The sequence below is a fragment of the Savagea faecisuis genome (assembly GCF_042675605.1).
Taxonomy (GTDB): Bacteria; Bacillota; Bacilli; order Bacillales_A; family Planococcaceae; genus Savagea; species Savagea faecisuis.
Genome location: NZ_JBHTJF010000004.1, coordinates 1 through 12,475 on the forward strand (window position 1 = coordinate 1; position 12,475 = coordinate 12,475).

Genomic DNA, 12,475 nt, shown 5'->3' on the forward strand with positions numbered 1-12,475 from the left:
AACAAATTGACATAAAAACCTTATATAGTGGTTTCACATAAAGTGTTGCATTTAATATTGCAATTTAGGGTTTCTTTTTTTATTCCCTTCTTTTAAAATTCCTCTTGCTTTTTTTTAAAACATGCCGTAAAATCATATTTACAAATCGTAATCATTACTATTTGAATTTTGGAGGTACTTACATTGAAAAAACTTTGGATTTTATTTATCGCTCTATTTGCACTCGCTGCATGTGGTACGTCAAATAATGAGAAAGAAAGCTCTACAGAAAGCGCAGAGAACGATAAAAATAAACTCAATGTATACACAACTGTGTATCCGTTACAATTTTTTGCAGAACAAATTGGTGGAGAACTTATTGAAGTCGATACGATTTATCCACCAGGAACAGATGAACATAGTTTCGACCCGACACAAAAAGATATGATGCGCTTAGCAGATGCTGACCTCTTCTTCTATATCGGACTCGGATTAGAAAGTTTCGTTGAAAAAGCGGAAAAAACACTCGCTCAAGAAAAGGTTAAATTTATCGCAACAGGTGAAAAAATTCCCGAAAACGACTTGCAAGAAGGACATCATCATCACGATGACGAAGACGGACATGAAGCACATGACCATGATGAAGAAGCACACGAAGAACATGACCATGAAGAACATGATCACGACCACGGCGAATTTGACCCACACGTTTGGATTTCACCAAAATTGAGCCAGTCGCTCGCATTAGCGATTAAAGAAGAACTCGTCGCTGCATTACCTGAAAACGAGGAACAGTTGGAAGCAAATTATGAAAAAGTGATCGCTTCTTTAGAACAGTTAGACGAATCATTCGATGCGATGGCTCATGAAGCGAAACGTGATACATTTTTCGTCTCACACGCTGCTTTCGGCTATCTCGCAGACCGTTACCACTTACGTCAAATTTCAGTAGCAGGATTAAATTCTCAAAGCGAACCGTCACAAAAACAATTAGCTGCACTCGTTCAACAAGCGAAAGAAGAAAACATTCAATACGTCTTATTTGAACAAAACGTTTCAAGTAAATTAACAGAAGTAGTCCAAAAGGAAATTGGTGCTGAATCATTAACTTTACACAACTTATCTGTTTTAACAGAAGAAGACTTACAAGCGAATGAAACATACTTCACATTAATGGAACGCAATATTGAAGTGTTGCGCCAAGCATTGAACGATTAAATGAAATACGCGGAAGCCGTCTACATGGCTCCGCGTATTTTTTAACTTTCAAAACGTTTATATTCGTACGAACGAAGAACTTCCTCATTTAAAGTAACACCAATCCCAGGTGCTTCAATAATATGCATTTTTCCTTTTTCTACGGTGAGAGGCTCCTGAATAATATCTTGCTCCCAAAAATGATTAGAAGCACTAAAGTCTCCTGGCAATGTGACTCCGTCTAATGAAGCGAGCGCTAAATTGTGAGCCTTCGAAATACCGAACTCGATCATTCCGCCGAGCCACACATCGACTTCATGCTCTTTCGCAAAACGGATGACATTGGCTGATCGAGACGTTCCCCCGACTCGTCCAGGCTTTAAAACGATGCAGTCTGCCGCATGCATCCGCACGAGTCGCTTCGCATCCGCATAAGAACGAATGCTTTCATCAAGCGCGATCGGCGTTGTAAATTTTTCAGTCAGTCGTTGATGATCTAACCAATCATCTTCACGAAAAGGCTGTTCAAATAAACGAAAACCAATCGCATCAAAGCGCTCTAAAATGACCGTTGGACAGCTTGTAAACGTGCTATTCGCATCTGCGAAAAACAATAAATCTGGATACTTTTGAACGACTTCCGTTAAAGCTTCCACATCCGATTGTGGACTTACTTTAATTTTCACTCGCGTATATCCATCTTCAACCGCTTCATCTACTTTTTGTTTTAATTCTTCCACCGTTTGCCACGTGACGACAACGCCAGCATCAATTGCCGTGCGTGAGCCGCCTAACACTTCATACAATGGACGTTGTTGACGCTTTGCATATAAATCCCATAACGCCTGTTCAATCGCTGCTTTCGCCATGCGATTCCCTTTAATATGCGAAAAATAATTCGTCAAATCATCTGGATGCGTAAAAGTCGCTTTCAAAAGTTCTGGAATGAGGTAATGTTTCATGACAAACCATGCCATTTTAATCGTTTCTTCTGTATACCATGGCGTTGTAAAAGCGACACATTCCCCTAATCCTGTCTGGTCTCCCGTCGATAATTCAACGATAATTGCTTCACGTTCTTGTACATGTTGCAATTTCGTCTGAAATGGATTTTTTAACGGGACGATAATTTTGCTCATTTTTACATGTTCGATTTTGAATGGTTCCATGCTCTCAACTCTCTTCGTAACAATTTGTTTGAAGCGTTCCTTGGCAATGTTTCACAAAAATAAATATGTTTCGGTATTTTATAACGCGCCAAATGTTTGGCGCAAAATTGGATAATCTCCTCTTCTGTCACTTCGCTATCGCAGACGATATACGCAGCAGGCACTTCTCCCCACCGATCATCCGGGACACCGCATACTCCCGCTTCTATAATTGCTTCATGACGAGCGAGTACTTTTTCAATTTCAGCAGGATAAATATTTTCTCCACCTGAAATAATTAAATCTTTACGGCGATCGAGTATGTATAAATACCCTTCTTCATCAAAATATCCGAGGTCCCCCGTCGCTAACCAACCATCTTGTAAAGGTGAGTTGTCCGCAAACTTCCCGATATAACCCGGTGTTACGTGAGGACCGCGCACATAAATCTCACCGTGCTCATACGGTATATTCGACGCACCTACTTTCAAATCGTTAAAAAATAACGGTTTCCCGACCGATCCAAGTTTACGTAAACTATCTTCGCTTGACAAAGTAGCCGTTTGAGAACTTGTCTCGGTCATGCCGTACGTTTGAATGATCGGAAGGTTAAGGCTATTCGCTCGTTCAATATACGATTCTGGAATGACGCCTCCACCCGCTAACATAAGACGGAATTTCGGCGAAGCTTGCCACTCTCGTTGTTCCATCTCTTCAATGATTGCCCGCAATGTCGGTGCGACAACAGACATGATCGTCACTGTTCCTTCTTGAATGAGCTGTGCACTTTTTAACGCATCGAACTTCTCCATCAAGTAGACTGGCATTCCGTACAATAAAGAGCGTATCACAATCGACAATCCACTAATATGGAATAAAGGCATCGCACAGAGCCAACAATCGGTCGGTAAAAATCCGAGATTCGTGACGGAAGCCATCGCATTCGCTGTATGATTCCCATACGTTTGACGAACCCCTTTCGGAAAACCTGTCGTCCCTGACGTGTACATGATCGATGCCGTCGCATCTCGTTCCATTTGCGTAGGAAACGAAACAGCCGGTCCCTCTCGTATGTCATCAAGTGCAATAAGCGGAATCGCACATCCTTCAAAAAACGAAAAGTCATCCGTTATAATGCGCGATACTTCAGCGTCGGCTAATTGGTAATCAATTTCTTCGCGCGTTAAACGACTATTTAGTAAAACGAGCTCAACTTGTAATAGAAGACAAGCTTGAATCATTAAATAAGTGTCTACCGTAGAAGGTGCTCGTAATGCGACTCGCGCGTGAGATCTTACCCCTTGTGCATACAAAGATCGAGCTCGCAGGTCCGCTTCTTGCATCATCTGTCGAAACGTATACGTTACAGTACTTGTTTGTAACGCTTTTCGATCAGGTGTCAATTGTACCCGTTTCATTAAAAAATTCGGTAACATATTCATCCTCCTTTCGTTGAAAAATAAAAAGAGGAAAGCCCGGTAAGGCGCTCTCCTCTTTTATATAGCTCGCTTCCTATGGGAAACGTGGGAATTGATCGAAGTCCGGTTTACGCTTCTCTTTGAATGCGTCGCGTCCTTCTTTCGCTTCGTCTGTCGTATAGTAAAGGAGTGTTGCGTCTCCTGCCATTTGTTGAAGTCCTGCAAGACCGTCTGTATCTGCGTTCATCGCTGCTTTTAAGAAACGAAGAGCAGTCGGGCTTTTCTCTAACATTTCTTCACACCATTGAACAGTCTCGTCTTCGAGTTGCTCGTAAGGAACGACTGTGTTCACAAGCCCCATATCGAGTGCTTCTTGCGCATTGTACTGACGGCATAAGTACCAAATTTCACGCGCTTTTTTATGTCCGACAATACGTGCTAAATAGCCTGAACCGTATCCAGCGTCAAACGATCCGACGTTCGGACCTGTTTGACCGAAAATTGCGTTGTCCGCTGCAATTGTTAAGTCACAGACGACGTGCAATACGTGTCCGCCACCGATTGCATATCCTGCAACCATCGCGACAACTGGTTTTGGAATTACACGGATTAAACGTTGTAAATCTAATACGTTCAAACGTGGAATTTCGTCTTCACCGACATATCCACCGTGTCCGCGCACTTTTTGGTCTCCACCTGAACAGAATGCTTTTTCACCTTCACCTGTTAAAACGATAACACCGATTCGGCTATCGTCACGTGCACGTGAAAAGGCATCGATTAATTCCATTACTGTTTTTGGACGGAATGCGTTGCGTACTTCTGGACGGTTAATCGTCACTTTTGCAATCCCGTTGTAAAACTCATATTTAATATCTTCGTATTCACGAATTGTTTCCCATGTACGAGTCATTGTTGAGTTCCTCCTCTAATTAACATTTAGTTCACTCTTTACTATTGTAGCAAATTCACGCTCTTTTTCCACATGAATCGCATGACCTACTTCAGAAACTGCTCGAATTTGAATGTCAGGCGCCTCTTTTTTCATCTGTTTTGCAATTTGAACAAACTTCGGATCAAGCTCTCCGACGATACATGTCGTCGGCACGGTCAATGTATGGAGCGCGTCCCAATAGGAAGGTTGAGCGCCAGTTCCGATACCGCGCAAACTGTTCGCTAACCCGACTGCACTTTGGTTGAGACGTTCTTTACGAACTGCTTGGCGAATCTCTTTGGAACAACGCTTTTGCGTTTCAAATAAAGGAATCTCTTCCCAAAAACGGACGAATGCTTCAACACCTTCACGCTCGATGCGATTTGCTAACTGTTCATCTCGCTCTCGTCGCTCTTGACGTTCTGCCTCTGTACGCAAACCAGGTGATGCACTTTCTAAAAGTAAGTGACGCATCTCTTTCCCGTAACGTAAAGCGTAAGCAAGAGCGATACGACCTCCCATCGAATATCCGACAATTGTATAACGACCGTTCGTGCGTGATGTAATTTCATCGTGCAATTGTTCGATTTGAATATGCATCGCATAAAGATTAGGATCATCTTCTATTGGGGACTGTCCATGTCCTGTTAAATCGACCGCGATACAATAATGCGTATCGCTCAATGTTTCCATAACGTGTGACCACGTTTTCGTACTTCCTGTAAAACCGTGTAAAAATACGATAGGTTCTTTACTCGAATCACCTACTGTTTCGACAAATAAACTCATTTTCTGTTCACCTCATCGTTAATCGCTGCCCACAATTGACGATGACGTGCCACATTGTCAAAACGATTCGTCGCGACTTCGATGATACGGAGTGGTTGTGTTTTTTCAGCTTGTAAAGCTTGTACAAAACCTTCTGCTGTATCCACATGATCGTATTGTGCTTCATACAGGTGAGCGATATGCTCAAACTTTAAATTTGTCGGTGTGCCGAACAATTGCTCATAATGTGCTTCAACTGTCGACTGTGGTAAATAAGAGAAGATTCCGCCACCATCATTGTTTATGACGACAATCGTCAAGTCGACCTCACCATATCGTGTCGCAAGCAGTCCGTTCACATCGTGTAAAAAGGCGAGATCTCCGATTAATAACCACGTATGACGCTCCGCTCTTCGCTGTACGCCAATTGCCGTCGAAACGACGCCATCAATCCCGTTGGCGCCACGATTAGCAAGTATTGGAATATCACGATCCGTCTGCAAGAAAAATGTGTCGAGATCACGAATTGGCATACTGCTGCTGCTAAAGAGCACATCTCCAGTCGGAATATGCTCGGCTAATGCTTTCACATACGCTCCTTCATCATTTCCAGCGTAAGCACGCGCATGCTTTTGTGCAATCGCATTCGCCTCAATCCAACGTTTCGCATACGGACGGACAGGCATATTCGTACTTTCCCAACTAAACAGTGCATCGGTCGGCATTTGCCAATGAATGGCCGTCATCGCTGTAAAGTCACGGAAGTGCGGTGATGCATCTATCGTAATGAGGCACGCATCACTTTTCGCGATAAATTGATTTAACGGCTTAGAAGTCGGTTGTGCACCGATGCGTAAAATATAATCCGGTCGCACCTCTTGTTGATACGATTCATCTTTCAATAATGCATCATATTGTTCGATACACATCACATCGTCCGGCACTTCCGTACGCAATTGTGAAATCGGATCAACGAGTACCGGCCATCCGAGCTGGCGAGCAAATTGCCAAAAACGTTCTTTTTCTATCGGTATCTCTAACTCACCGACAACGATCATTCCACGTTCCTCTTGACGCATTTCTTCTAACATCTGCTTCTGCTCTTCTGTCACTGTAACATTCCCGACCATTTGACGTTCATACGACAGAGACGGTACGTCTAAATCAAAGTCAATTAACAACGGTTCGCGGAATGGGATATTGAAATGAACAGGTCCCATCGGATGTGTAGTCGCTGTTTGAATTAATCGCACTGACTGTCGTTCTACAAAACGATACGACACTTCTAATTCTTCAGCTAAAGGAAAATCGATGCTCGCTTTTACGAAATCACCGTACATTTTCACTTGGTCAATCGTTTGAGGTGCTCCTACTTCTCGCAATTCATGAGGGCGATCTGCGGTGAGCACGATGAGCGGGATTCTCGCATAATGCGCTTCTGTAATAGCTGGCATGTAATTCGAAGCTGCCGTTCCAGACGTGCAGAGCAAAGCGACAGGCTCTTTAAATTGTTTCGCTAGTCCTAACCCTAAAAAACCTGCTGAGCGCTCATCTACTTGTATATGAACTTGTATGTGAGGATGAGACGCAAAAGCATATGCGAGAGGAGTAGAGCGAGAACCTGGACTAATGACTACATGTTTCACTCCACTCGCTACAATACTATTCGTCATACGTTTCACATACTTCGTTAAACTACTCATCATTTTCTCGCGCTCCTCCAAATATACGTAACATCGGTGAAAATTTATTCCACGTTTCTTGATATTCGTGTTCTACATTCGAATCTGCCACAATTCCTCCGCCGGCATATAAATATGCCGCGTTGTCTTTTAATAAAGCAGAACGAATCGCTACCGCAAATTCACCGTTTCCTTCTGTGTCAAACCAACCGATCGGCGCTGCATATAATCCACGATCTTGACGTTCAAATTGACGAATGTATTCAAGCGATACTTTCGTCGGTACACCACCTAAAGCAGGAGTCGGATGTAATCGTTCAATAAACTGTAAAATCGTCACATCTTCTTTCATCTCTCCTTGAATCGGTGTATGCAAATGTTGGATATCTCGTATTTTCAATAGTTGTGGACGGTCTGGCATCGTATACGTTTCACACAACTCTTGAAAGATCGGTTCAATCATTTCTACGACATAATGATGCTCTTCTCGATTTTTTTCATCGGCTAATAATGATGCGCCAAGTTGTTCATCTTCTTCAGGCGTTTTCCCTCGACGAATCGAGCCGGCAACACTTTCAGAATTTGCTTGACTACGGTTCACTTTAATAAGACGTTCAGGAGTCGCTCCGATAAATGTTGAATCATCGATATGGAAAGCGAAACGATAACTATTTTTCTGCTGTTCGTTTAACTGTTCCATTAACGATGCAATTTGAGGATTTTGCTCAAACTGCAATCGTAAAGAACGAGCGAGTACTACTTTATGCGCTTTTCCTTCACGGATGAGCGATGTCATTTGAGGAATACTTTCTCGATATTGTTCCACTTGTCTTTCTTCTAGTTTCGTGTACGTCACGAATGTTGCATTTTCTTCTTTTTCTCGCTGCAACTGCTCCCACTGCTCTGCTCGTTGATTAAACAGTTCGTCTTTTTCTTCTGGGGCGCAATAGATAGTAGTCGTTTGAGACCACACATCTCCTTCTCTTCGAACACAATAAGTTGGCACGATAAATAATGCATTTTCATAAGCGTCCCATTCTGGTGATGGTTCATGCGCTGCATCAAACGTAAAACTACCGAATAACAAAAAGTCATCCTCTGCTCGTTGACGCAATAAACGCACGCTCGATTCAATTTCCTGGAATCGTTCTTCTTCTGCTTCCGACTGCAATAAAAGCGTCGCTCCGATTCCGATCATCTCTACTGAATCATTCTCATTTTGCCAATAAAAAAAAGCATCTTCTGTTAAGCTTTTTTTCTTCAACAGCGATAATCCGTCTTGCGCATTCCACGGCATCGTTTTTTGATAGATCCGGCGGTTATCGCTCTGTTGTTGAAGTTGACGATACGTCAAACGTTTACACATTAGGTTCCCTCCGTACTGCTTTCCGATGTAGAAAGCTTTCACTTTTTAATCATGACGTTCGATTACGCTACATTCAAATTATACCGCCAACGGATGACTTTATCAAAAAAACGAGGCGAGGCAGTGACACTTTTTCGTAATATACAGTACAATAGAAAGGAATCATTTTTCATGAAGGAGAGAATAACGTGCACGAACAATTACAAAAAGATGAAGGTTGGCGCATTTGGTGGAAATTAACACGTCCTCATACATTGACAGCCTCATTTGCCCCTGTCTTTTTAGGGACGATGATCGCTCTACGAGACGGTCATTTTCATACTGGCCTTTTTATCGCGATGCTCATCGCAAGTTTACTCATTCAAAGTGCGACGAATATGTTTAACGAATACTACGATTTCAAACTTGGGCTCGATAATGAAAAATCTATCGGGATTGGAGGAACGATCGTACGAAATGGCATTCAGCCAAAAACAGTATTACAACTTGCCCTAGCCTTTTATGCCATTGCCTTTTTAATCGGAATTTATATTATCGTCCAAACTTCTTGGTGGCTGGCAGTCGTTGGAATTGTTTCAATGGCGATTGGATACTTTTATACGGGAGGTCCTTTCCCAATCGCTTACACGCCATTTGGTGAAGTTGTTTCAGGTTTCGTTATGGGAATGTTACTCGTGCTCATTTCATATTTCATTCAAACAGGTGAAGTGACGACAGATGCCATCCTTCTATCCGTTCCGAGCATGTTCCTCGTAGCGAACATTATGTTAGCGAACAATATTCGGGACATCGTACAAGATACGAAAGGCGGACGTAAAACGATGGCAATTTTAATCGGACGAGAAAATGCAGTGCGTGTATACGCAACACTTTTCGCACTATCTTACATTTGGGTCATCGCACTCGTTCTATCGCAACATGTGACACCATGGGCACTGATCGTCTTACTCACCATTCCAAAACCGATCAAAGCAGTACGTACATTTAAGCAATCAGAAAATCCATTAGAAGTGATGCCTGCGATGAAAAACACAGGTGTAACGAATACATTGTTCGCTACATCTCTCGGGCTTGCTCTACTCATTCAATTCGCACTTTCCTAATATAAAAAATCCACCTTCAGCTCGAAAGGTGGATTTTTTATAGGACACGACATCATCCGATGGGCTCTTTTCATTTTTTGTTTAACTTTCTACTATTCAAATTTTAATCAGATGATTTACTGTCACTTCCTAATTTAAAAAAGTGAAAATAATTTAAATACTGAATCTATGTCAATATGTTGTACACAAAAATATTAAGTCGTGTCTGTACATACACCTATACTGGCTCCACTGCATTAGATTTTATTATTAAAGATGAAGTAAATGCATGGGAAAATAAAGTATTAGACGTGTTAAAAGAAGCACATAAACGTTATTTACAAATAGGGAACGACGCTGATGTCAACGTCGTTCAAATAAAAATGGGTTCTCGGATTCGCAATATCGACCATGATGCGATTTACTTTTTTGAGGCTTCGCCGAATCCGCATAAGCTCGTCCTTCATTTACACAATGAACAAATTGAATTCCCTGGCCGATTAAAAGATTATGAAAATCTGAGCGAGTATTTTTACCGTTGCCATAAAGGTTGTATCGTGAATGTAAAACATATAGAAGAGATCGACACGAGCGAACGACTTCTTACAATGGCGAATGGTTCGACTTGTGTGGCGTCCAGCAGGTTATTAAGAGGATTACTGAAAAAGTTCCAATCCAAAATATGATTGATTTGAGGGAATGGCTAAGAACCTCTTTTAGATTGCTTAGATACACAAAGCTAGACTAGATCACTCCCTCTACTTGGAATGAAAGAGGAATTCAATCGAGTCATTTTCAATAGTATTATGGAAAGCCACTTGAAACAGCTTCATGATTTTACAAATTCACTCTTTTACGAAAAATGAATACGAATCGTTTTACGATACAATAAAAAAAGTATCTTACGAATATTCGTAAGATACTTTTAAGGATGACCCCTACGGGACTCGAACCCGTGTTACCGCCGTGAAAGGGCGGTGTCTTAACCGCTTGACCAAGGGGCCAATATTTATCTGGCGGAGAAGGAGGGATTTGAACCCTCGCGCCGCGTTAGCGACCTATACCCTTAGCAGGGGTACCTCTTCACCACTTGAGTACTTCCCCAAATAATGGCTCCGCAGGCAAGGCTCGAACTTGCGACCGATCGGTTAACAGCCGATTGCTCTACCACTGAGCTACTGCGGATTCATATAAACAAATGGTGGGCCTAAGTGGACTCGAACCACCGACCTCACGCTTATCAGGCGTGCGCTCTAACCAGCTGAGCTATAGGCCCATTTGGAGCGGGTGATGAGAATCGAACTCACATCATCAGCTTGGAAGGCTGAGGTTTTACCACTAAACTACACCCGCATACATATGGTGGTTCAGGACGGAATCGAACCGCCGACACAAGGATTTTCAGTCCTTTGCTCTACCGACTGAGCTACTGAACCATTTATAAAAATGGCGGTCCCGACGGGAATCGAACCCGCGATCTCCTGCGTGACAGGCAGGCATGTTAACCGCTACACTACGGGACCTATTGGTTGCGGAGGCAGGATTTGAACCTGCGACCTTCGGGTTATGAGCCCGACGAGCTGCCACTGCTCCACTCCGCGTTAATATTATAACTTTTTCAGACAATAACTATCTTACCATACTTTTCTTTGTTATGCAACCATTTTTTAAAATAAAATGGCGGAGGAAGAGGGATTCGAACCCCCGCGGGCTTTGACACCCCTGTCGGTTTTCAAGACCGATCCCTTCAGCCGGGCTTGGGTATTCCTCCACATATTAACAAAAAGGTATTATAATTTGGTGGACCTTGCAGGACTCGAACCTGCGACCGGACGGTTATGAGCCGTCTGCTCTAACCAGCTGAGCTAAAGGTCCTCTTGGTAGCGGCGGAGGGAGTCGAACCCACGACCTCACGGGTATGAACCGTACGCTCTAGCCAGCTGAGCTACACCGCCAAGATTTTATATGTTTGTCCACGAAAACTATAATTGAAATATGGTGGAGCCTAGCGGGATCGAACCGCTGACCTCCTGCGTGCAAGGCAGGCGCTCTCCCAGCTGAGCTAAGGCCCCTAAATAATGGTCGGGAAGACAGGATTCGAACCTGCGACCCCATGGTCCCAAACCATGTGCTCTACCAAGCTGAGCTACTTCCCGACTTCTTTATAAATTATAATGGCGCGCCCGAGAGGAGTCGAACCCCTAACCTCTTGATCCGTAGTCAAGCGCTCTATCCAATTGAGCTACGGGCGCTAATAGTGGTGCCGAGGACCGGAATCGAACCGGTACGGTAGTCACCTACCGCAGGATTTTAAGTCCTGTGCGTCTGCCAGTTCCGCCACCCCGGCACTATTATGGAGCGGAAGACGGGATTCGAACCCGCGACCCCAACCTTGGCAAGGTTGTATTCTACCACTGAACTACTTCCGCGAAATGATTACAATGCGGGTGAAGGGAGTCGAACCCCCACGCCCGAAGGCACTAGATCCTAAGTCTAGCGTGTCTGCCAGTTCCACCACACCCGCTTACTTGCGGACATTTCGTGAAAAATGGTGAGCCATACAGGATTCGAACCTGTGACCCTCTGATTAAAAGTCAGATGCTCTACCGACTGAGCTAATGGCTCTTTAAAGTGGTGCCGGCGAAAGGAGTTGAACCCTCGACCTACTGATTACAAGTCAGTTGCTCTACCAACTGAGCTACACCGGCATAAAATATGGTGGAGGATGACGGGTTCGAACCGCCGACCCCCTGCTTGTAAGGCAGGTGCTCTCCCAGCTGAGCTAATCCTCCATATGTAAAGCTTGGCAACGTCCTACTCTCACAGGGGGAAACCCCCAATTACCATCGGCGCTAAAGAGCTTAACTACTGTGTTCGGTATGGGAACAGGTGTGACCTCTT

At 43.5% G+C, this 12,475-nt stretch carries 9 protein-coding genes, 20 tRNA genes and 1 rRNA gene; 3 read left to right on the plus strand and 27 right to left on the minus strand.

Translation table 11 applies throughout. The annotated features are described in order from the left end of the window. The first annotated feature begins 183 nt into the window (after window positions 1–183). Window positions 184–1,197, plus strand: a complete 1,014-nt coding sequence (locus ACFQ0V_RS01360; protein WP_381008939.1) for a metal ABC transporter solute-binding protein, Zn/Mn family — start codon at window positions 184–186, stop codon at window positions 1,195–1,197. 41 nt (window positions 1,198–1,238) lie between these two features. Here the strand turns inward: ACFQ0V_RS01360 and menC are convergent, their stop codons facing one another. The 6 genes from menC to ACFQ0V_RS01390 form a co-directional block, all read right to left on the minus strand. Next, window positions 1,239–2,345 carry an o-succinylbenzoate synthase gene (gene menC / locus ACFQ0V_RS01365; protein WP_381008941.1) on the minus strand — a complete coding sequence of 369 codons (1,107 nt, stop codon included), beginning with the start codon at window positions 2,343–2,345 and terminating at the stop codon, window positions 1,239–1,241. After that, window positions 2,318–3,760, minus strand: coding sequence for an o-succinylbenzoate--CoA ligase (locus ACFQ0V_RS01370; RefSeq protein ID WP_381008942.1), 1,443 nt, complete (start codon window positions 3,758–3,760; stop codon window positions 2,318–2,320). Before ACFQ0V_RS01370 ends, menC begins: the two co-directional genes overlap by 28 nt. Before the next feature lie 76 nt (window positions 3,761–3,836). Beyond that, on the minus strand, window positions 3,837–4,655 hold the full coding sequence (gene menB, locus ACFQ0V_RS01375) for a 1,4-dihydroxy-2-naphthoyl-CoA synthase (protein ID WP_381008944.1): 819 nt from the start codon (window positions 4,653–4,655) through the stop codon (window positions 3,837–3,839). 15 nt (window positions 4,656–4,670) lie between these two features. After that, a complete protein-coding gene (gene menH / locus ACFQ0V_RS01380; protein WP_381008946.1) occupies window positions 4,671–5,465 on the minus strand; it encodes a 2-succinyl-6-hydroxy-2,4-cyclohexadiene-1-carboxylate synthase in 795 nt (264 codons plus the stop codon). Next, on the minus strand, window positions 5,462–7,150 hold the full coding sequence (gene menD, locus ACFQ0V_RS01385) for a 2-succinyl-5-enolpyruvyl-6-hydroxy-3-cyclohexene-1-carboxylic-acid synthase (RefSeq protein WP_381008948.1): 1,689 nt from the start codon (window positions 7,148–7,150) through the stop codon (window positions 5,462–5,464). Before menD ends, menH begins: the two co-directional genes overlap by 4 nt. Further along, on the minus strand, window positions 7,140–8,492 hold the full coding sequence (locus ACFQ0V_RS01390) for an isochorismate synthase (protein WP_381008950.1): 1,353 nt from the start codon (window positions 8,490–8,492) through the stop codon (window positions 7,140–7,142). Before ACFQ0V_RS01390 ends, menD begins: the two co-directional genes overlap by 11 nt. A 188-nt stretch (window positions 8,493–8,680) precedes the next feature. Between ACFQ0V_RS01390 and ACFQ0V_RS01395 the strand changes: the two genes are divergently transcribed. Then, window positions 8,681–9,595 (plus strand): 1,4-dihydroxy-2-naphthoate polyprenyltransferase, encoded by a 915-nt coding sequence (locus tag ACFQ0V_RS01395; protein ID WP_381008951.1) that lies wholly within the window; start codon window positions 8,681–8,683, stop codon window positions 9,593–9,595. Window positions 9,596–9,771: 176 nt separating this feature from the next. Continuing rightward, window positions 9,772–10,260: a LytTR family DNA-binding domain-containing protein gene (locus ACFQ0V_RS01400; protein ID WP_381008953.1), complete on the plus strand. Its 489-nt coding sequence runs from the start codon at window positions 9,772–9,774 to the stop codon at window positions 10,258–10,260. Window positions 10,261–10,506: 246 nt separating this feature from the next. Here the strand turns inward: ACFQ0V_RS01400 and ACFQ0V_RS01405 are convergent. The 21 genes from ACFQ0V_RS01405 to rrf all read right to left on the minus strand — a co-directional run. After that, window positions 10,507–10,578 (minus strand) — tRNA-Glu (locus ACFQ0V_RS01405). A 10-nt stretch (window positions 10,579–10,588) separates the two neighbouring features. Next, window positions 10,589–10,678 (minus strand) — tRNA-Ser (locus ACFQ0V_RS01410). A gap of 6 nt (window positions 10,679–10,684) precedes the next feature. Continuing rightward, window positions 10,685–10,759 (minus strand) — tRNA-Asn (locus tag ACFQ0V_RS01415). 14 nt (window positions 10,760–10,773) lie between these two features. Next, window positions 10,774–10,850: transfer RNA gene (locus ACFQ0V_RS01420), tRNA-Ile, on the minus strand. Between the two features lie 3 nt (window positions 10,851–10,853). Continuing rightward, window positions 10,854–10,927: transfer RNA gene (locus tag ACFQ0V_RS01425), tRNA-Gly, on the minus strand. A gap of 7 nt (window positions 10,928–10,934) precedes the next feature. Beyond that, window positions 10,935–11,010 (minus strand) — tRNA-Phe (locus ACFQ0V_RS01430). Between the two features lie 11 nt (window positions 11,011–11,021). Continuing rightward, window positions 11,022–11,097: transfer RNA gene (locus ACFQ0V_RS01435), tRNA-Asp, on the minus strand. Between the two features lie 3 nt (window positions 11,098–11,100). Next, window positions 11,101–11,175, minus strand: a tRNA-Met gene (locus ACFQ0V_RS01440). Between the two features lie 77 nt (window positions 11,176–11,252). Further along, window positions 11,253–11,345 (minus strand) — tRNA-Ser (locus ACFQ0V_RS01445). Between the two features lie 27 nt (window positions 11,346–11,372). Beyond that, window positions 11,373–11,449, minus strand: a tRNA-Ile gene (locus ACFQ0V_RS01450). A gap of 3 nt (window positions 11,450–11,452) precedes the next feature. Beyond that, window positions 11,453–11,529: transfer RNA gene (locus tag ACFQ0V_RS01455), tRNA-Met, on the minus strand. A gap of 41 nt (window positions 11,530–11,570) precedes the next feature. Next, window positions 11,571–11,646, minus strand: a tRNA-Ala gene (locus ACFQ0V_RS01460). Window positions 11,647–11,653: 7 nt separating this feature from the next. Beyond that, window positions 11,654–11,730, minus strand: a tRNA-Pro gene (locus tag ACFQ0V_RS01465). Between the two features lie 19 nt (window positions 11,731–11,749). Further along, window positions 11,750–11,826 (minus strand) — tRNA-Arg (locus ACFQ0V_RS01470). A 6-nt stretch (window positions 11,827–11,832) separates the two neighbouring features. Next, a tRNA-Leu gene (locus ACFQ0V_RS01475) sits at window positions 11,833–11,921 on the minus strand. A 7-nt stretch (window positions 11,922–11,928) separates the two neighbouring features. Then, window positions 11,929–12,003 (minus strand) — tRNA-Gly (locus tag ACFQ0V_RS01480). A 13-nt stretch (window positions 12,004–12,016) separates the two neighbouring features. Continuing rightward, window positions 12,017–12,098: transfer RNA gene (locus tag ACFQ0V_RS01485), tRNA-Leu, on the minus strand. A 25-nt stretch (window positions 12,099–12,123) separates the two neighbouring features. After that, window positions 12,124–12,199: transfer RNA gene (locus ACFQ0V_RS01490), tRNA-Lys, on the minus strand. A gap of 7 nt (window positions 12,200–12,206) precedes the next feature. After that, window positions 12,207–12,282: transfer RNA gene (locus ACFQ0V_RS01495), tRNA-Thr, on the minus strand. Window positions 12,283–12,290: 8 nt separating this feature from the next. After that, window positions 12,291–12,366 (minus strand) — tRNA-Val (locus ACFQ0V_RS01500). 9 nt (window positions 12,367–12,375) lie between these two features. Continuing rightward, window positions 12,376–12,475 (minus strand): 5S ribosomal RNA (rrf, locus tag ACFQ0V_RS01505); the annotation flags it as partial.

Excerpts from the sequence above, each read along its gene's own strand:
- menB (WP_381008944.1), bottom strand. The coding sequence starts at position 4,655 with ATGACTCGTACATGGGAAACAATTCGTGAATACGAAGATATTAAATAT.
- ACFQ0V_RS01370 (WP_381008942.1), bottom strand. The coding sequence starts at position 3,760 with ATGTTACCGAATTTTTTAATGAAACGGGTACAATTGACACCTGATCGA.
- menD (WP_381008948.1), bottom strand. The coding sequence starts at position 7,150 with ATGATGAGTAGTTTAACGAAGTATGTGAAACGTATGACGAATAGTATT.
- ACFQ0V_RS01400 (WP_381008953.1), top strand. The coding sequence starts at position 9,772 with ATGTTGTACACAAAAATATTAAGTCGTGTCTGTACATACACCTATACT.
- menC (WP_381008941.1), bottom strand. The coding sequence starts at position 2,345 with ATGGAACCATTCAAAATCGAACATGTAAAAATGAGCAAAATTATCGTC.
- menH (WP_381008946.1), bottom strand. The coding sequence starts at position 5,465 with ATGAGTTTATTTGTCGAAACAGTAGGTGATTCGAGTAAAGAACCTATC.
- ACFQ0V_RS01390 (WP_381008950.1), bottom strand. The coding sequence starts at position 8,492 with ATGTGTAAACGTTTGACGTATCGTCAACTTCAACAACAGAGCGATAAC.